General features: G+C 42.5%; 11 protein-coding genes. 2 read left to right on the forward strand and 9 right to left on the reverse strand.

Going from position 1 to position 20,271, the window contains the following annotated elements:
• Positions 1 to 193: 193 nt before the first annotated feature.
• Positions 194 to 466 (reverse strand): hypothetical protein, encoded by a 273-nt coding sequence (locus tag KTO63_RS05200; protein ID WP_217790167.1) that lies wholly within the window; start codon positions 464 to 466, stop codon positions 194 to 196.
• A 260-nt stretch (positions 467 to 726) separates the two neighbouring features.
• Complete coding sequence (gene porX, locus KTO63_RS05205) at positions 727 to 2,286, reverse strand: T9SS response regulator signal transducer PorX (protein ID WP_217790168.1); 1,560 nt, start codon at positions 2,284 to 2,286, stop codon at positions 727 to 729.
• Between the two features lie 241 nt (positions 2,287 to 2,527).
• On the opposite strand from porX, the gene KTO63_RS05210 reads away from it, so the two are divergent.
• Both KTO63_RS05210 and lpxD read left to right on the forward strand, forming a co-directional pair.
• Positions 2,528 to 3,748: an HD domain-containing protein gene (locus KTO63_RS05210; RefSeq protein ID WP_217790169.1), complete on the forward strand. Its 1,221-nt coding sequence runs from the start codon at positions 2,528 to 2,530 to the stop codon at positions 3,746 to 3,748.
• A 73-nt stretch (positions 3,749 to 3,821) separates the two neighbouring features.
• The gene (gene lpxD / locus KTO63_RS05215) at positions 3,822 to 4,868 is read left to right on the forward strand and encodes a UDP-3-O-(3-hydroxymyristoyl)glucosamine N-acyltransferase (protein WP_217790170.1); all 1,047 of its coding nucleotides are present in this window, start codon (positions 3,822 to 3,824) and stop codon (positions 4,866 to 4,868) included.
• Positions 4,869 to 5,013: 145 nt separating this feature from the next.
• On the opposite strand, the gene KTO63_RS05220 is transcribed toward lpxD, so the two are convergent.
• From KTO63_RS05220 to KTO63_RS05250, 7 genes are all read right to left on the reverse strand, one after another.
• Positions 5,014 to 6,741, reverse strand: a complete 1,728-nt coding sequence (locus KTO63_RS05220; protein ID WP_217790171.1) for a glycoside hydrolase family protein — start codon at positions 6,739 to 6,741, stop codon at positions 5,014 to 5,016.
• 295 nt (positions 6,742 to 7,036) lie between these two features.
• The gene (locus tag KTO63_RS05225; protein ID WP_217790172.1) at positions 7,037 to 8,335 is read right to left on the reverse strand and encodes an MFS transporter; all 1,299 of its coding nucleotides are present in this window, start codon (positions 8,333 to 8,335) and stop codon (positions 7,037 to 7,039) included.
• Positions 8,336 to 8,345: 10 nt separating this feature from the next.
• On the reverse strand, positions 8,346 to 9,392 hold the full coding sequence (locus KTO63_RS05230; protein WP_217790173.1) for a glycoside hydrolase family 130 protein: 1,047 nt from the start codon (positions 9,390 to 9,392) through the stop codon (positions 8,346 to 8,348).
• A gap of 188 nt (positions 9,393 to 9,580) precedes the next feature.
• Positions 9,581 to 10,624 carry a LamG domain-containing protein gene (locus tag KTO63_RS05235; protein ID WP_217790174.1) on the reverse strand — a complete coding sequence of 348 codons (1,044 nt, stop codon included), beginning with the start codon at positions 10,622 to 10,624 and terminating at the stop codon, positions 9,581 to 9,583.
• Positions 10,625 to 10,741: 117 nt separating this feature from the next.
• Positions 10,742 to 12,244 carry a RagB/SusD family nutrient uptake outer membrane protein gene (locus tag KTO63_RS05240; RefSeq protein ID WP_217790175.1) on the reverse strand — a complete coding sequence of 501 codons (1,503 nt, stop codon included), beginning with the start codon at positions 12,242 to 12,244 and terminating at the stop codon, positions 10,742 to 10,744.
• 76 nt (positions 12,245 to 12,320) lie between these two features.
• Positions 12,321 to 15,491, reverse strand: a complete 3,171-nt coding sequence (locus KTO63_RS05245) for a SusC/RagA family TonB-linked outer membrane protein (RefSeq protein ID WP_217790176.1) — start codon at positions 15,489 to 15,491, stop codon at positions 12,321 to 12,323.
• A gap of 653 nt (positions 15,492 to 16,144) precedes the next feature.
• A complete protein-coding gene (locus tag KTO63_RS05250) occupies positions 16,145 to 20,233 on the reverse strand; it encodes a hybrid sensor histidine kinase/response regulator transcription factor (RefSeq protein WP_217790177.1) in 4,089 nt (1,362 codons plus the stop codon).
• Positions 20,234 to 20,271: the final 38 nt, after the last annotated feature.

Raw genomic sequence — 20,271 nt, forward strand, 5'->3', positions numbered from 1 at the left:
AAAATATTCTTACGCCTTGAATATTCAAGATGAATCTGAGTAGTTACTCATGAAAAAAAAGGTGGCTCGCAATGAGCCACCTTTTGATAATAGTTATCTTTTCACATTCAAATAATTCAGCAAGACTGTATAAACTTGTTTGTGGGTAAACGCAGAAAGCATTTTCAAATTTTCAAATCCTCAAATTTTCAAATTATTCCGCGTCTCTTTTCATCGTCATTGCATCCTCATACGTTTTTCGGGATTCATTGCTTAACGTATCGGGGTTGATATTAAGTTGGGGAATAATATCTAACAGGGTATTAATCCTGCCTTCCACTGGAAGAAATTTATTGAGAACGACTACTTTTTTGGCTTCCAAAATACAATAACCGCTTTGAAAAGAGCCTCTTTCATATCGAATGATATAATCATTTTCCAATAAAATTCTTTCTACTTTTTCTAACGTGTTTTGTGTGTATTTCATGCGCTCAGGTTTCTGATTACTCTAAATTTATCACTGCAAATCTACCCCTATAAAGCGTTTTGGACATATTAGTTAACCTCAAATTATCCACAGGCAGCGCGAAGCGCTTTAATTTGAAAATTTGAGGATTTGAGAATTTGAAAATGAGCTGTGGGGCTCTCCGCAAGCTGTGTAGACTGTCATCGGATGCCACATTTCTGGACACGCTGAAGTCCTCGCGCTACCCCATTTTCAAATTTTCAAATTAGCACATTTTCAAATTATGCCTTATTGGTCATTTTAATCACCGGAACGATCATTTCCTCCAGGCTTACGCCGCCATGCTGGAAGCTGTTTCGGTAGTAGTTTGCGAAATAGTTGTAGTTGTTGGGGTAGCATAAATAGCCGTCTGCTTTGGCAAAAATGAATGACGAGTTTACAGTTGGTGTAGGCAATCCTGCCTCACGTGGGTCGCGGAAGGCAATTACCTCCTTTGGTTCGTAATTAAGATTGCGGCCGTGTTTATAACGAAGGTTGGTCGTTGTTTGTTTATCACCAATAACCTTGTGCGGGCTGTTTACACGCACACTGCCGTGATCGGTGGCAAGGATGATGTTTACCTTTTTGTCGGCAATGCGCTTTAGTGCCTGGTGCAACGGTGAATGCTCAAACCAGCTGGCAGTAATGCTTCTATAGCTCATTTCATCGTTGGCAAGTTCTTTCAGCACTTCCATTTCGGTGCGGGCATGGCTAAGCATATCTACGAAGTTGTACACGATCACATTAAGATCGTTCTGCAGCAAATTGTGAATATTGCTCACCAGATCCTGACCTGCATTGTGATTCAAAACTTTTGTATAAGAAGTACGCAGGTTGTCTTTTTTCAAACGTTTCAACTGGTCTTTAAAAAATTCTTCTTCGTACAAATTCTTGCCGCCCTCTTCGTCGTCATTTTTCCACTGAACAGGAAATTTTTTCTCAATGTCTATCGGCAGCATTCCCGCGAAGATGGCGTTGCGTGCATATTGTGTGGCCGTTGGCAAAATGGCATAAAAAGAATCTTCCTGCAGTATGCGAAAGCTTTCAGCAAAAATTGGCTGAATGGCTTTCCATTGGTCAAATCGCAAATTGTCTATTAGTACAAAAAAAGTAGGTACGCCTTTTTCCAGGTGTGGCAGCACTTTGTACTGCAACAAAGTGTGCGACATGATGGGCATATCAACGCTTTTAGGATTTACCCATGATGAATAATTTTTGGAGATGAATTTTCCAAACTCTGTATTGGCCTCTTCCTTTTGTGTTTGGAAAACTTCGCGCATTTCAGGACTGTCGCTTTTTTCCATTTCAAGCTCCCAATAAACAAGTTTTTTATAGATTTCCATCCACTCGTTGTAATCGGGATTGCTGCTGAGTGCCATGAATAAATTTCTGAAGTCCTGCTGATAAGCTGAAGTAGTTTTTTCTGCCACCAGTCTTTTATTGTCGAGAATTTTTTTAAGGCTAAGCAAAACCTGGTTGGGGTTCACCGGTTTTATAAGGTAGTCGCTTATCTGGCTGCCGATAGCATCATCCATCACATTTTCCGTTTCATTTTTGGTAATCATGATCACGGGAATCTGCTGGCTTATTTCTTTGATCTTTGCGAGGGTTTCAAGGCCTGAAATACCGGGCATGGATTCATCCAGCAATACAACATCTACCATATTCTCCTTCACATAATCTATCGCATCAAACCCGTTTGACAAAGTATGCACCTGGTATCCCTTGTTTTCCAAAAACATTTTCTGTGATTGCAGGCTTTCCATTTCGTCGTCCACCCAAAGAATTGTAGCTACCGCCATTTTAAAATAATTAATAATTAATAATGAATAATTAATAAAGTGACATGTCTGCGGAAAAAAGTGATGTCACGAGTCTGTTTAAACAATAAAAAGACTACATTCTATAGCGAATGTAATCTTATTAATTATTCATTATTAATTATTAATTACTCAAGGTTATAGGTCAAAAATAAATTTTCCCTCCACTAAATTGTACATTTGGGCTTTCCGCAAGAATTAATTTTAACAAAGCTGAAACAGCATGGCAAATGTGACGAGAAAAATAATCAACGATCCCGTTTACGGCTTCATTACTATAGATCATCCGCTTTTATTTCAAATCATTGCTCATCCATATTATCAGCGTTTGCGCCGCATTCACCAGATGGCGTTTGCTTCGCTCGTGTACCCGGGTGCCGTGCATACTCGTTTGCATCACTCGCTGGGCGCGTATCACTTGATGTGTTGTGCATTAGGAGAGTTAAAAAATAAAGGTGTCGCAATTACTGCAGAAGAGGAGTTAGGAGCAAAGATTGCCATTCTGCTGCACGACATTGGCCACGGCCCTTTCTCTCATGCGCTGGAAAAAACGCTGATAGAAAAAATGCATCACGAAAAAATATCGTTGTTGATCATGCAGCGCTTCAATGAAATATTTGAAGGGAAACTGCAGCTTGCGATTGATATTTTCACCAACAAGTACAACAAGCCGTTTCTCCATCAGTTGGTTTCCGGGCAACTGGACGTTGACAGGATGGACTACCTTACAAGGGACAGTTTTTTTACCGGCGTTTCCGAAGGCGTAATTGGTTATGACCGCATTTTAAAAATGCTTACAGTGCACAATGACGAACTGATGGTGGAAGAAAAAGCGATCTATTCCATCGAAAAATTCCTGGTGGCAAGAAGGCTGATGTACTGGCAGGTTTACCTGCATAAAACGGTGCTCAGTGCAGAAATGATGCTGGTAAAAGTAATTGCCCGTGCAAAGGAACTTGTTAAAAACGGCGTTCAGGTAGATTGCTCCACGCCCATGCTGGATTTTTTTCTGCACAATCCATCCGCCAGCGATGATCTCGAAAACCACCTGGACAAGTTTTGTTTGCTTGATGATACTGACCTGGTAAGTACATTTAAAAAATGGATGTTCCATCAAGATAAGATCCTTTCTTTTTTGAGCACTTCTTTAATTAACAGAAGGCTTTATAAACTAAAATTATCACCGGACCCAATCGATCCTGTTCTCGAAAAAACATTAAAGGAAAAAATTTGTAATACGTTAAGTATCGACGAAAACGATGCAGAATATTATGTTTTCAGTGGAGAAGCTATTAATACCACGTATGATCCTACCGAAGAAAGTATAAATATTCTGTTTAAAGACGGCTCCGTAAAGGACATTTCACAAGTGGATAATGCACTAATTCACCGGAATTTGTCAAGCCCTGTGAAAAAACATTACATTTGCTTTCTTAATGTTTAAAAACCCAAAGAGTATAGGAAGACGTTTACTTAAAAGTTTGAACATTAACTCTTAACAAATATTAAAATTGAGTATGCAATTTTCTGCTGCCCAAATTGCGCTTCTTATCAATGGCAAAGTTGAAGGTAACCCTGAAGCTGCCGTTGGTTCTTTTGGAAAAATTGAAGAAGCCACTAAAGGCCAATTATCCTTTTTAGCAAATCCCAAATACGAGGACTTTTTGTATAAAACTGATGCTTCTGTTATTATAGTAAACGAAGCTCAGGAGTTGAAGGAACCTATTAACGCAACCCTTATTCGCGTTCCGGATGCTTATTCTGCTTTTGCAACATTGTTATCCAAATACCAGGAAATAATGACGCAACAGCTTACCGGTATTCAACAGCCATCCTACATCTCTACTACCGCTAAGTTGGGCGAAAATATTTTCATCGGAGCGTTTGTGTACCTTGGTGAAAATGTTGTGATCGGCGATAACGTAAAAATATTCCCCGGCACCTTCCTGGGCAATAATGTGAAAGTTGGCGACAACACAATTTTGCACGCAGGCGTAAAAATTTATTTCGACTGCGTACTAGGCAAAAACGTTACCGTTCATGCCGGTACTGTAATTGGTAGTGATGGTTTCGGTTTTGCACCACAAGCTGATGGTAGCTTTAAAAAAGTTCCCCAGATAGGTAACGTAGTAGTTGAAGACAACGTGGAAATAGGCGCCAATGCGACTATTGACCGCGCTACTATAGGATCTACGCTGATTAAATCCGGCGCGAAGCTGGACAACCTTATCCAGGTTGCACACAACGTAGAGGTTGGTAACAATACCGTGATGGCTGCTCAAAGCGGCGTGAGCGGAAGTACGAAACTTGGAAGAAATGTAATGATTGGCGGACAAGCTGGTATAGTTGGCCACATTTCTATTGCTGATGGCAGCAAGATCAACGCACAGAGTGGAGTAAGCAAAAGCATTAAAGCGCCAAACACTGCGGTTACCGGCAGCCCTGCATTTGACTACACAAGTGCATTGCGCAGCCAGGCACTTAGCCGCAATCTTCCTGATCTTGAAAAGAGATTATCTGAACTGGAACAATTGGTGAAACAGTTGTTGACGGAGCGGGTTTAAATCGAATTAATAATTAATAATTAATAATTAAACGGGCTGCATTCAGTAATGAATGTGGCCCGTTTAATTTTATAAAATATAGGAATGTCATTTCTCAATTATTCGGCCACGCCTATTAATTATCAATTATTAATTATTAATTTGCCTATGGCGTTTGTCCTGCCCCATAATCTACCACTACATTGTTGGCGAACATTTTACCGTCTTTATGCTCGATGTGGGCGCCTGCCGGAATCATAACGAGTATAGCTGACGACTGGGCCGGAATATTAACCTCACAAGAGCCCTTTACCTTTTTAGCCACGAAAGATCTGCTGATGACATCATACACGTCGACCTCTTCATTTCCTGCTGCAATGGTTACTTTTTTTGCTTCTGCGTAAGGGTTATAACTCAAATAAGATGGATAAGCCTTATCGTGAAAGAAATCTGTCGCCAGCAAATCAAGTTGTAGAATACCTGGTACATCAGTTGTGGCAATGATGCTTCCAAAAATGCCGACGTGACCACTACCATACACACTGAATTGAGAGACATCCGGATTTTTGGGCGCCCATAGCGGTCCGTCTCCCTGCGCTACGGGAGCTTTCAGATTCTTATACTGCGGATAGCTTGGCGAATGGATGATGCCTTCATAAGCAATCACTCCTTTCGTCACATCCGCTTTTTGCGGAATGGTCTGGTGATCCTTTGGCATGTATTGCGGATAAAATAGTTTAGCAGCATTGGCTGCATTCAACATCCATTTGCCAATAACATTTGCATAAGAAGGATCGTAGCGAACCAAAGGAACCAACGGCCATGCCTGGTCAAAAGTATTCATCAGGAAGCCGTAGCCTCCTCTGTCGGTGGTGCTGCCAACAATACCTGAGATGTCAATGCCATTCCAGTTGCCCACGAGTGTGCCCCAGCCTTCGCGGCATTTCGGTGTGCCGTCAAATGTCCACTCCAGGAATTTTTGTACATCGTATTTTGTTCCCTGCTCTGCATTGAGCTTTGCGGCCATGTAAGCGCCAAACGGCATGAAGATTTCGTAGTAAGTATTTTGCGGTTGTTTTTCCAAAGCAGACAAAGCACTTTTTGCAGCCTTCAAATAACGGTCATCACCAAACTTTTTATAAGCTGCATACAAAACAAAAGCGTGGCCTGCGGCTGCATCCTGTTGTGTGCAAATATTATTCTTCATCGGTTTCATTTTTCCGTAATCGAAAAATGAATAATCGTAGTTGCCGTTTAGAATGGAATCCGCTCCGCAAAATTTTTCTGCAATGCTATGTGCAATGCTGTCGAAATCTTTTTGGTCAGGATACTTGCTGTAGATGGCATAGAAGAACATGTTTGGATAAACATCGTACCACCAGTCGCGACCATAACCGCCACCAAGCAGCGCAACTTCGGGACAAGTGTTGTTCATCATGATGTTCCAACCAGTTTCGCGATTAAAATAATTTTTCAACATGCCCACATAGTTCAATCCGTTCTGGTTGCTTTTGTTGACGCCCGTTAAAGTAGCGCCCAGCACGGCGCCCATGTTTGCCAGCGCTTCATGAAACATGCCTTTGTTGTGCGTGCCCTGCCTGTCATCTCCAATCGCAGTGAACACGCCCACTACATTTTGATTGTAGTTATGTCGTGTACTGTCCCACCATACAAGCGGCCAGTGTTCGCCAGTAGCGGTGAAATCAAAAACAGTGTTGTCAAACTTTTGCGCCATCATTTTCCAATCGATGATTTCAAAAGGCTGCGGCATGTTTGACATGGAGTCTACACGACTCAAATGTTTTTGAGCAACCGGCTCCTGTTTCGTTTGTTGTTGCCCGTTACATGCGAATAGAGTTGCCGCGAGCGTGATATATCCGAGAGTTTTTTTCATAGTCCTTTTTTTGAGTAGCCGGTGGCCAGGGGCCGGTAGCCGGTGTTTGTGTGTAACTTGTTTTGTTGATAGGGATGTCCGCCATCGCATGCTGTTTTATTAGAAAATCGGGCGTTCGAATTAATGTCCTACGGACAAAGGGCCGTGTATTCTTACGGTTCTATTGATATTAATGCCCTACGGGCAATAACAATTTTCCCGTAGGGAAAAAATATCAATAGAAAATAGTACGGGCGACGAGTTTTGCCCGTAGGGCATTAATATCGCTTTCCGGTCTTTCCAAGACTGGCAACTACTACAGCGTTCCCGTCAACGGCGCTTCTGTCAGAATTTTTTCTTCTGCCTCTTCTATGCCGTGTTCTTTTGCCAATACCTTACCTTCCTTAATAATGTTTTGCGCCACAAAAATGGAAAGCAATTGCGCCAGCGCTATAAAGATGAGCGCATATCGCAGCGCCACTTCCGTTGAGTAATAATAGGCAAGAACGATGAATGTTCCTGCGCCGATGAATCTACCAACATACAATCCTGCTTCGTGGTTTAAGATGTACGCAAACTCATTGCGGTTTTCAATTTTCGACAAAATATCAATGACGCTGAACTGTATAGGAAAGTAGGAAATGTCGAGCATTGGCTTTGCCAACAATAAAAATAGCATGAAAAGAATAACGCCTGTAGCATTGAACAAAATGCCATTGCATAAGGCGGCCACAAAGAATAGGATAAGGCCTGCAGAGAAAATATAGATACGGTGTTCCGGTTTGGAAACACGACCGATGATGTACATGATGACCGCGGCGATGATGGCACCGATGGATTGTGCTGTGCCCAATGCGCCTTCTTTGCCGAGCAAACGCATGATGAGCATTGCAGGAGCTGTTACCAAATAGCCTTGTGCCAAACCTTTTAAGGAAGCGAGCACCAATAACTTTCTCCAGTAAGGATGAAACTTAAAGTAGATGAATTTCTTTTGTTCGGGATTTTTAAAGTCGCCACGAAAGCAAACAATGGACGCTGCAATGGTGATGAGAAAAACGACGCCTGTTACAATGCGGTAAGCGAAGTTGGCATTTTCCTTATTGCCTACAAGTTCGATAAACCAGCCCACACAAAAGGGAATGATCACAGCGATGACGGTGTAGAAAAATGTTTCGAGGCCGTAATAGTAGTTTCTGTTTTTATCGTTGGTGATGGACAAGGCAAGATAGTCCCTGTTTGCCCAATAGAAACCGAATGACATTCCCATGATAATGCCCGCAACGCCAATGCCCGTGACATCAAGGGTTTTGAGCGACATCATGATCATCATTGAAACACCGCTTAGCATCATGCCTATTGAGTAAAGCAGTTTAATATTGAACCTGCTTAACAGAAATCCATTGAGTAAAAACGTCAATGGTATGCCTGTGTAAATGGTAAGCTGATAAATGACCACCTTGGTAGGATCATTGGAGTTGCGCATTACGTAGGCCGCCACAAAAATGTCGATCACCGGCATTACGAGGGTGTACACGACATTTGTCCATATCAACATTTTAAAATTGAATGGCTGCCTGCGAAAATGTTCTATTTCTGAGGTGAAGTTTTTAGCCATTTTATTTGTTCTACATTTTTAAGGTCGAGAGAATTTCTTTTATGGAGAATGTTGCTCCGCAAACCACTTCATCAGCTGCGCCATAATACATGGTGATGGTATCGCCTTTTACAACATGACCATTTGTGAAAACAACATCTCCAAAAAAGCCTGTTAGTTCATAAGGTTCGGCGGCATGCATGATAGGCTCTTCGCTTCTTGCTAATACTTTTGAGGGATCGTTAAGGTCAAGCAGCAGGGCGCCGAGACAGTACTGATGTTTTTCATTGGCGCCGTGATAAATTTCCAGCCAGCCTTTTTCTGTTTTGATTGGTGCGGCTCCTGCGCCTACACGTTTGCTGTCCCACATGCCTTTGCGGGTTCGTGCAATGCATTTGTGATTGCCCCAATGCAATGTGTCCGGCGATTCCGCGATCCAGATATAGTTGCCCCCGATATCGACACTGCTGGGCCTGTGAAGTGTATAATATTTGCCGTTAATTTTTTCTTCAAAAATGGCGCAGTCTTTATTGTGCGGCGGCAGCATCATGCCGTGCGAATTAAATTTTTTCCAATCTTTCGTGGTGCGTAACCCAACGCCGACGCCATTTTCGGAGACTGCTGTAAAAGTTAAATAGTAAGTGTCATTGATCTTTGTTACCCTGCAATCTTCAATGCCAAAGCCCTGCAATATGCCTTCGCCGTGTAGCGTTGGATAGCCGGACGGTTCATAGAAACGAATGCCATCATCGCTGCAAACAAGCCGCAAATGGGAGAGCGTTGTAAGATAATCTGCGCCTTTGTAATTGATCACTCTTGGATCGCTCGCATCAAGTGCAGGGTCGTTCTTTTCTATTTCAATGATCTCAATGCCGCCATCTTTCAGAACAGGAAAAGAAATGATGCCGTCTTTTTGTTTCGGCCTTTCTGCTACGCGGATAAGCAGCCATGTTTTCCCGTCAAAATCAAATACACCAGGGTTGAGCAAACAAGCTATTTCCAGGCCTTCGCGGCTTGGTGGCAGATCTGCGGGACGCAAGATGGGGTTTTGATCAAAGCGTTTTGCAATGTCTTTCATAAGTAAAGCGTTATTGCTTGTCATTTGTTTTCTGATTGTGCTGCAACGATATTTTTTTTCAGCAGGCCGTTGCTAAGCCGTTCCTCGTCATTTCGCAATGACGTAAGGTAACGCCATTGCGAAGGATGATGAGGTTTGCTTCCCTGCTTATGCCTATTCAGGAATGGGAAACAAAGGCATGCTAGTACCTATTTATAACTTTCCATTGTGTAGATGGAAAGCACTTCTGCATCGCTCAATGCTTTGTTATAAAAACGGATATCGTCCAGCGAACCTTTGAAATAAGATGGACCCCAGTAATAATTAGGATCGCTTGTATCTGTAAAACTGAATTTGTCTTTTGGCAATTGCTGGCCGATACACAGATTGATCGGAGTTGGCAATGTTATCGGCGTGCCTGTGATGGCAACGGTTCTTTTCAAATCACCATTCACGTAAAATTTCATGGAACCGTTTGTGTAAGACACTGCGGCTTGTGTCCAATCATCTTGAGGAACGGATGCAGGGTTGCTATCCACATCATTGATGCCATTGTCTTTACTCAATGTAAGAAACAAGAAGTTGTTGCTTTGCAACTGGAACTTAAATCCATTCCAGCGATCCAGTGACACCATGTAGTTGTCGCTGAATGTTTCACCACGCTTCACCCACAAACTAATGGTAAATGATTTTGGATTGAGCGATGCCTTGTAAGGTATTTCAATGTACGCGCCATTGTCAAACTTGTAAGCCATGTTTGCATTGCCATACCTGTCAGAAGTTAATTGTGGCAGCACTCCGCCATCAACGGGCGTTGCGCCGATGATGCCTGATTTAAGCATGCCATCGTTTCCATTACCGGAAGAGTCGCCTGCATTGCCGCTGAATTTCCAGTAGGCCATCAGGTTTTCTACAGATACATCTTGTATTTGCCTTGAGTAAAAAGCGGTCAATGATCTTTCAAAGTTTGCGACAGAATTGTCTACCTGCTGTTGTGTGTAAGTGGTTCCGGTGCTTACTTGTTTTGCGAGATCAATTGTTTCGTTAAGATCTGCTTTGGAACCAACGGCATATTGACCGGCTTGTTTACCTTCTACAGCGCTGTTGTAAACATTGGTGGCAGAATCGATCAGCTTGTTAAGTTCCGCTTTGTCTGCGTTGTAATTTGGTGTACTGCTGTCATCTTTTTTACAAGCAGCAAAAACCGACAGCGCCATTATGGTAAGGATGAAATATTTTCTATTTGTTTTCATCTGTTTATTTTTTATTTGATTTTGGTCAGATGGAATTCGCATTAAATAACATGCCTTTCGTATGGCAAATTGTTTTGACGCTCATTTCATAATAGACATTTTTGACAGTAACCGTTGTTACAATTTCTTATTGGTATCTCTTTCGCTTTGAGGGATCGGGAAGAATTTATCCTGATCGTAATTGAATGCAGGCTTGTCGCTTAATGCGCTGTTTGCATAGGCCGAACCATATCTTATTACATCGAAATAGCGATGGAACTCAAGCGCCAGTTCTGATCTTCGTTCCTTGCGAATGATGTCTCTCAATTGACCTTGATCTGTTACTACAACATCAGGCAGAAGTCCGTCTGGAACTGTTCCAAAGTCAGGCAGTGTGTTGTCATACAAATAGCTTTCCCTTGCCCTTTTTCTTACCATATTCAAAGGAGCCAATGCTTGTGCGCCAAGACCTTGCTCATTGAGCGCTTCGGCTTGTATGAGCAGCACATCGCTGAAACGGATAGCTTCATAGTTCAGGTTGCCATCGCCTTTTATGGTCGCGGGAATTTCACTCAATGGCTGAATTTGTTTCTTACTCATGTAGCCGGTTGTGCTCCATGATGAATCATAATCTACATCGTAATATGGATGGCCAAATCTTGCAATGGTGTAATCTAAACGCGGGTCAACAACACCGCCTGTAGTTTTTTCAAAATTGTCTACAAGACTTTGTGTAGGATTGAAGAAACCATAGCCATTCAAGGAACCTCTTGGTGCAAACCATTGGTTCAAATTGTTTCCAAGGAATGATTGCGAAGACGCTGTTTGGTGCCAAACGGAAAACACCGCTTCTGTATTCAGCTTTTTGTTTTGATTAAAATTGTCTGTAAACAAATTTGTTAAGCTGTAAATATTCAGGTCGCGAACAGACTGCGCTGTAGAAGAAGCCTGTTGCCATTTTTGTTCAAACAAATACACTTTGGCAAGCAACGCAAGCGCTGCGCCTTTTGTGGGTCTGCCGTTATTGGCCGCATCCCAAGCTAAAGGCAATTTGCCCGAGGCGTCTGTAAGATCAGCTTCTATTTGTGCATAAACATCTGCCTGGGGCGCTGCGGGTTGTTGTGTTTCTTCAACGGTTTCTACTTTAAGATGCAGCGGAATATTTCCGTAGCAACTGGTTAATAGAAAATAGTAATAAGCGCGAAGAAATTTCGCCTGGCCCGTAACAGATTTTTTTACAGAATCAGATACCATGGTGTTAACATCCGGCACGCCGCTTAGTGCTACGTTGCATTTGAAAATGCCGTCATAATATCTTCTCCAAACTGCTTCTACGGCTGAGTTCGAAGGAAGAATATTGAAATTGTCAACGTTGTCGAAATCTGCCTGGTCGCCGGGAAGGCCACCCTTCACAGCATCATCGGAAGCAACGTCGCCCAGCACCCAAATGGCATTGGAGCCGCCATCCGTGAACAGCAATGCAGGATAAGCATCGTTAACAGCTAAATTGGCATTGACATCTGAGTTGAAAAATTTGTCCGCCTCATATGCGCCCTGCACCGGCTGGTCGAGCATTTTTTTGCAACCAACGCCAGTTACCGAAGCAAAGAGAATGGATGAATATATAAGAATGCGTTTCATGATTTTTTCTTTTTAGTTATTCGGTTAGATCCTATTCACACTCGTTTTTGAATTTTTAATTTTGAGTTTTTACTTGTTAAAAATTCGCGTTGATTCCAAAAGAGAATGTTCTCGCTGCCGGATATGTACCCCAATCTATGCCCACGGCTTTTACGCCATCTCCCGCACCATTGTCGCTGATGTACATTTCAGGATCAAGCCCTGTATATTTTGTAATGGTGAAAAGGTTTTGCGCACTTACATATACTCGCATTGAAGACAGACTGATTTTGCCCATCCAGCTTCCTTTGAAGTTGTAGCCTAGCTGTACGTTTTTCAAACGCAGGTAAGAACCGTCTTCGAGGAAACGTGTAGAAGGACGTTTGTTGTTTGTTGCTCCTTCCCATGATAAACGTGGAAACTCGTTGCTGGTGCCTTCTCCGTGCCATGCATTGCTATACATGCGTTCTGTAATGTTGAACGGACGGTAGAAGCCTTCGATATCTGTAAGCACCTGGTTGTAAATTTTATTGCCACTCACTCCCTGGAAGAATATGGAAAGATCGAATGCTTTGTATTGGAAATTAGCGGTGAAGCCGTAGGTTACTTTTGGAATCGGGTTCCCTACAAAGGTTCTGTCGTTATCATCAATTACACCGTCGGGTTTTCCTTCAGAGCCGCTAATGTCTTTAAACTTAACATCACCCGGTTTGATATTTTGTCCCTGGTATGCATGAGTGAAGACATCCAGATCGTTTTGGAAAATACCATCTGTTTGCAACAAATAGAATGCGCCAATTGGATGTCCCTGTGCGGTTAAAGTAGCAAAGATGTTGTTGTCGATACGACCCGCCGCAATTGGTTGCCCGTCTGCAAGAGAAACGACTTTATTATGCAGAAACGCTACGTTACCGCTCAATTGCATGTGCCAATCCTTGCCAAAGTCTGTGTTGTAAGATGCTTCTACTTCCACGCCCTGGTTTTGCACTTTACCAGCATTCACATATGGATTGCCCGCACCGCCTGAGCTTGGTGGTGTTGGGTATGGAATCAACATGTTGGACGTATTCTTCACGAAGTAGTCAACAGTTACGTTCAACCTGTTTTTTAAGAAGCCCATGTCAAGGCCAATATCCGTTTGTGTGCTTGTTTCCCATTTTACATTAGGATTGCCTTTTTGTGTAATGCTGTAGCCCTGTGTTGCCGTGCCATTGAAAGGATAGAATGCATCTGCGCCGATGACAGAAACATAAGCGTGATTGCTGATTTCCTGGTTACCATTTTGGCCAACACCAGCTCTTAATTTCAAGAGCGAGAAGATGTCCTGGTTATCCATGAATTTTTCCTTGTCTATTCTCCATGCCACACTACCGGAGAAGAAGTTGCCGTAACGATTGTCTTCTGCTAAACGTGAGGAACCATCGCGTCTTGCATTAAAGGTTGCAAAGTAGCGGCCATCATAATCGTAGTTAACTCTGCCGAACAAAGAGAAGAGCGCCCAGTTATCCTGGTTACCTCCATTTGTTATTCTACCTAAACCGTTGTCCAAATATTGGAACTGCGAACTCTGATCGGTATAGTTTGTACGTGAAGCGGACATTTGATTGATCCTATCCTGGATCGCTTCTGTACCAAGCAATACCGTCAGATTGTGCTTTTCAGAAAATGTGGTGTTGTAAGTAAGGGTGTTCGTCCAGTTATAATTGAAATCTTTTGCTGTCGATTGTGCGAGACTGTTAGGAGAGTTGATATGCCTGTCAACGCCCCATGTGGGGAAGAACTGTTTATAATCTGTGTTGATGAAGTTCATGCCGAAGTCAGTTTTCAACTTCAGATTTTTAAGAATGGCTGCTTCTACGTAAACATCACCCAGCAAAGAATAGGTATAAAAATTTCTATCGGTGTTTGCTGCCAGACCTACTGGATTCAAGCCATCGCCGAACCATTCAGGATGCGTTGGTAAGTCAACATAATCGCCGTTGCTATTGTAAACGGGAGTTGCCGGTGTTCTGAACAAAGCATAACGTACAACACTTGGGCCGGGGTTGCCAGCGCCAAAACCATCACCGGAACTACCTACTTGTCGTGTGTTTCCGTACGAGAAATTCACGTTGGTTCCCATGCTGAAGATCTTCGAGATTTTTGTGGTGAGAGCCGTGCGAAGATTCACACGCTCAAAACCTGAGTTCATGATCAAACCATCCTGCTTGAAGTAGTTGGCCGATACGATGTAGGTTGAAGTTTCGTTACCACCGCTCACAGCGATTTGTGAGTTGGTGATCAGCGCTGGTTTCAGCACTTCTTTCAGCCAGTTTACATCCGGCAGGGTATCGATCATGCCGGTTGGAATGAGCGTGCGTTTATTCGTCGCACTATCGGCAATGGCAGCGTTATTGTAAGCGGTAATGTATTGCTGCGTATTTGCCATTTTAATAAGATCAGCAGGCTTCTGTACACCTACATAGCTATTTATATTTACTCTCGGCCTGCCGGATTTTCCTTTGCGGGTAGTGATGATAATAACACCGTTTGAGGCACGTGCACCGTAGATGGCTGCAGAGGCTGCATCTTTCAAAACGCTGATGCTTTCAATATCGTTTGGTGAAATTTCATTGATGCCATCTTTCGTTGGAATACCATCAATTATATACAGGGGATCGTTGTTGTTAATGGTTCCCACACCGCGAATGCGCATTGCGATAGGGCCGCCTGGCGCGCCCGTAGATTGTGTCACAGAAACACCCGCAGCTTTACCCTGCAAGATCTGATCCACCCCGCCAACGGGTATGTTTGCAACATCTTTATTATTGATCACAGATACAGCGCCCGTAATGTCCCTTTTTCTTTGGCTGGTGTAACCAACCACTACAACCTGATCAAGATTAGTATTGCCTGCCGCTGCAAGTGAGATGTTTAGTATGGTGTTATTTCCAACTGCTCTTTCCAATCGCTCATAGCCTACAAACGTAAAGACCAGTATATCACTGCTGTTGGCCCTGATCGTGTACACACCACTCGCATTGCTGGAGGTGGCTATTGTTGTGCCTTTGACCGTAACCGTGGCACCGGCCAACGGCGCATTGTCCGGCCCCGTAATAACACCGGTTACAGGCATTCTCTCGGTGTTTTGGGCAAATAAAACGGCGGGGAAAAAGAAGAGTGTCAATAAGAAGGAAAATAAAATTGTACCATGAGTTTGTCGAAAATGTTCCAGGAACAACCGCTTGTCCTGTGAACTACTTGAAAAGCAGCTTTTCAGTTTTTTCATAATGGGAAGTTTAAAATAATAGTCAATTACAGTATCATAAGCCACAGGTTACCGCGCAGAAAAATGCAATCAAAAAGTTGATTTTTACAGGTTGGTATTGATGAAATACCAGTAATAAAAAAATTGGACAAATTGTTTTAGGAATGACCTGGAAGAAAGAAATGGATCAATTGAATGAATACAGATAATCCTGGTTGCTTTTTCATACGTGCAAGTTTTATAAGGATGAATAAAATCTCATACCCGGCTCGTGTAACAAAATAAACGCAATCAAATGATGCGGTTTTTGTAACGCTAATGTAAATTCATTCATATCCCGGGCACTGTACTATAGTCCCAAAAAACTGTACAAGCAGGAAGATTGTTGGAGGGCGTACAGTTGTTTTGATTGATAATCAGGTTGATTGGCATGTAATTGAAAATTGAAAATGATGTGTGGAGCGAATGCAATCCGTCAGCTTCTCGCTCTCCGAAGCTTTTAGCTTCGGAGTTGTATTCTATCGCCTCTGGCGATAACAATGTTGCCTGAGGCAACAGAATAATGCTGCGAGGCTACAAGCCCCGCAGAGCTGCAGGTGTTGCGTTAAGCATTCGGCTTTAAGCGTTGAGCGAACCCTCAGTTATTCAGTTACTCAGTTATTCAGTCATTGCCCTCAGCCTCCAATATTTGTCTGCGACACTCTATACTCATTCGGGGAGCATTGATATAATTTTTTGAACTCGCGGAAAAAATAGGATTGGTTATTGAAACCTGTCTTGTAGAAAATTTCCGACACGGTAAGTTGGGTGGTGGTTAAAAGTCGTGCTGCTTCTTTCAGGCGGATATGTCTGATGAACTCGGCAGGCGTCATGTTCGATAGCGCTTTTATTTTCCGGTAGAAATTCATTTTGCTCATGCACATATGTTTTTCCAATTCCTCGCCCCCCAGTTTTTCGTCGTCGATGTTTTCTTCAATAAAGCGGACAAGATTTTTGAGAAAGGTTTTGTCTTCGTCCGCAATTTCTTCCTCCTCGATCTCGTAATATATATTGTCCTTCTTAAAAATGTCGTGCATTCGTTTTCTATACTCCAGCAATTTGCGGATGCGCACCAGCAAATATTCCGTATGAAATGGCTTGGCTATGTAAGCATCGGCGCCCGCTTCGTAGCCTTCTGTTTTATGTTCTATAGTCCCTCTTGCAGATAACAATATAAATGGTATGTGGCAGGTTGCAGGCGTTTCTTTGATTTTTTCGCAGAACTCGAGGCCGTTCATGTCCGGCATCATCACATCGCTGATGATACAGTCCGGCTGTGTTTGTTTCATAAATTCCAATGCCTCCGTGCCGTTCTCTGCTTCGTACACAATATATAGGTGGCCGATGACTTCTCTGATCAATGAACGAATCGGCATTTCGTCGTCCACAATCAAAACCGACTGTTTGTTATCATTTTCAATGTGATCCAGCGTAGCCATTTTATTGTTAGCGACCGCAGGTTGCGTTTTTTCTTCTGCGGAGGAAATAATGGATCGCAATAAGTAAGACGGCGCCAGGCTCGTTGATTCCGTTTCAATAATGGAAGCAGCATCTACCGTTTCAGGCAATGGCAAACTAAGGCAAAACTTCACATAGTTATTTTCACTGCTTACCGTAATGGAGCCGTCCAGTAATTCAGCAAGTTGTCTTGTAAAAGCCAGCCCGATTCCTGAACTGAACTTTTCCTGCGAAGAGGTGCCCGATGTAAAAAAGCGATGAAAAACTTTATCCAGCTGATCTGCGGGAATGTGGCAACCCGTGTTGGTGATGGTTACATTAAGTGTTTTGCTTGTTGCGTTTTGTTGAATGTCGACATCCACTTCTTCATTTCTCGGAGAATGCTTGAATGCGTTCGATAAAAGGTTGAACAACATTTTTTCCAGCTTGTCCTTGTCAACCCAGCCCTGAATGTTTTCGTCGATCGCCATGTTGTACTTCATGGCTTTCTGTTTGGCAATGGGTATAAACAGGGAGGTAATGTTTTTGGTAAAAGAAGAAATGTCAAGGAATACAAATTGTTTTTTCAGGAAACCATTTTCAGCTTTTCTAAAATCCATCAATTGTTGAACAAGATAAGTAAGCCTTGACGCCTGCTGATGCAATAATGATTTGAAATAAGGATCGTCTTTCTGCTGGATGTTTTGCTCCGAAGCACCAACAATCAACGTGAGTGGCGTTTGCAATTCATGAGCGATGTTGGTAAAGAAGCTCATTTTCTCATTGTGAATTTCCTCTTCCTTTGTACGAAGTGCATGCTCCATTTGCAATTGCATCCTCATTTTGAACTGGCTGCGTTTGTACAAACCAAAAATGATTGCGCCGGAAGAAATCAGCAACGCATACAAGGCGAATGCCGGCCAGGTAAGCCAGAAATATTGTTTGATGGTAAGTGGAAACAGAACTGTTTCATTTGTCCATACGCCATCGCCATTCGACCATTTTACTTTGAAAGTGTATTTGCCCGGAGTAATATTGCTGTAAGAAATTTTTCCATCGCTGCCTGAGTAGTGCCATTTTTTATCGTAGCCTTCCAGGTAATAAGCGTACTCACATTTTTCTGCATTCGAAAAACTAAGGGCTCGTAACTGTAATTCAAAAAAGTTTTCACGGCGACTCAAAGTGTATTGCAAACTGGAATTTTCATTTGGTTTCAATACATACAGCCCCGTTTCATCTGTTGCTTTGCTTCCCGGTTGCAGCCCTGTTATCAACAGGTTGGGAAAGCTGGTATTCAATTGTATTTTGTTGGGTTCAAAATAATTGAAGCCAAATATGCCGCCGAAAAACAAAACGCCATTCGCGTCTTTCCAAACCGCACCATCGCAAAACTCATTGCTTTGTAAACCATCCTTCTGTTGAAATTGAGATATGGCAAGCGTTTCCGGATTTATTTTTACAAGTCCCTTGTTGGTACTTATCCAAATGTGTTGATCATTGTCTTCTGTAATTGCGTGAATGGTATTGTTGGGTAAACCATCTGCCGTTGTGATCTTGGTGAAATAAGGTTGAGGTGAATTGATATTGCTTTCATTGATCCAGTTAAGTCCATAACTCGTGCCGATCCAAACCCTGTTGTGCTGGTCTTTGTAAAGTGCCAGAACATCATTGTGCGAAAGACTTCCCTCATAAGAGAAGGCTTTAAAAATGCGAAAAGTTTTTTCTTTTTTATCAAACAAATTCAGCCCACCATAACGGCAACCTATCCAAAGTTTGTTTTCCGATCCATGTTCCAGCGCATATATAATATCGTTAGCCGGGCCCTTTGATGTGCCATCAAAAACATATTGCTCAAAATGTTTCACGGCAATTTTTTCATTCTGTCTTTGCAGTGAAATATGAATCAAGCCGTAGCCGCTTGTGCCCAGCCACACAGAAGAATCCTCATCCTGCAATATGGCGTATACAGAAGCAAACGATGGAAGCTCATCGCTTCCCGCAATATCATCCCATTTAATCAAAACCTTCCGCGAAGGATCATACACGCTGATTCCTTTTGCATCTGTGCCGATGTAAATGAGATTGTCAATTCCTTTGAATAAGGCAAATACATTGTTGTTGTCAAGCTCTCCCGCAAAGGGTTTTTCAGGAGCAATATCCTGAGAGGTGGAGGAGGCGTTGAATTTAGGCAGGCTGATGATTCCACTTCCTTTTGTGCCGACCCACAGCGCGTTGCCGTTCTCACAAAAAGCCCGCACTGATTTATTAAAGGCCTGCGTATTTCCGGCACTGTTTACTGAGCCAAAATATTTCTGTTCGGGAAAAATTTTAATGAGACCGTTTCCATCTGTTCCGCACCAGAGTATTTGTTCCGTGCCGTTTTCCCAGGAAGTGATCTTCGTATTTTGCAAACCACTTACTTCATCTTTCATGAAATCAGAAGGGTGAAAGTTTTGATCGAATACGGCAAAGCCATGTGTGCTCCATGCAACCAGGAAGTGGTCCTTGTAAGAAGTTATTGCTTTTATGGCGTTGGGAAATTGAGAAATGAAATTCGCCTTCAATGTAGCATCTACCGCATATAATTCCTTCGTTGCTGTGGTGTAAAAAACTTTGTTGTTGCTGATGAAAAAATTGTTTGCGTTTCTAAACTGCCTTAGTAAAGTGTATTGATCTTTATTTACTGTATAGACTTCCAGTGTTCCGTTTTGTCGCAATAGCCAAAGCCTGTTTGTTTCATCAAAGACCGCTCGTGAAATTTTTATGTCAGGAAACGGCACCTTGCAACTAACAAAAGAATCTCTTTTGAAATCATAAAATAAAAGACCGTGTTGGCGGGTAAGGCAGTAAATGTTTTTGGAAGAATCATTCAGCAAAGCATATTCTCTTTCACTTATGCCTAAACGTGGAGAATGCGTATAGAAATAATTGGCAAAAGTGCCTGTGTGCTTGCTATATCTCGACAAGCCTTCAATTGTGCTGATCCAAATGAAACCATTTTTGTCCTGCTGAATTTGCTGCACCACATTATTGCCAATGCTTGAAGTGTTGTTCTCTTTGCTGTAGTTAAATACGTGAAAACTAGTGCCATCGTATAGATTGAGTCCGTCCCAAGTTGCGATCCAAAGCAGGTTGTCGCTGTCGTTAAACAGAGCGTTGATGGCGCTGTTGGAGAGGCCGTTCCTGTTGTCGAGTTGCTGTATATAGAAAGGTGGTTCATCATTTGCAAAGACCTTTGCGCCGATGAATATGAATGCAAGCAAAATAGCGAGCCTTACAGATTTCATAACGTGCTCCTTATATTGAAAGTTACACCTTTTAAAGG

This window comes from Pinibacter aurantiacus (genome assembly GCF_019130065.1).
GTDB classification, from domain to species: Bacteria; Bacteroidota; Bacteroidia; order Chitinophagales; family Chitinophagaceae; genus Pinibacter; species Pinibacter aurantiacus.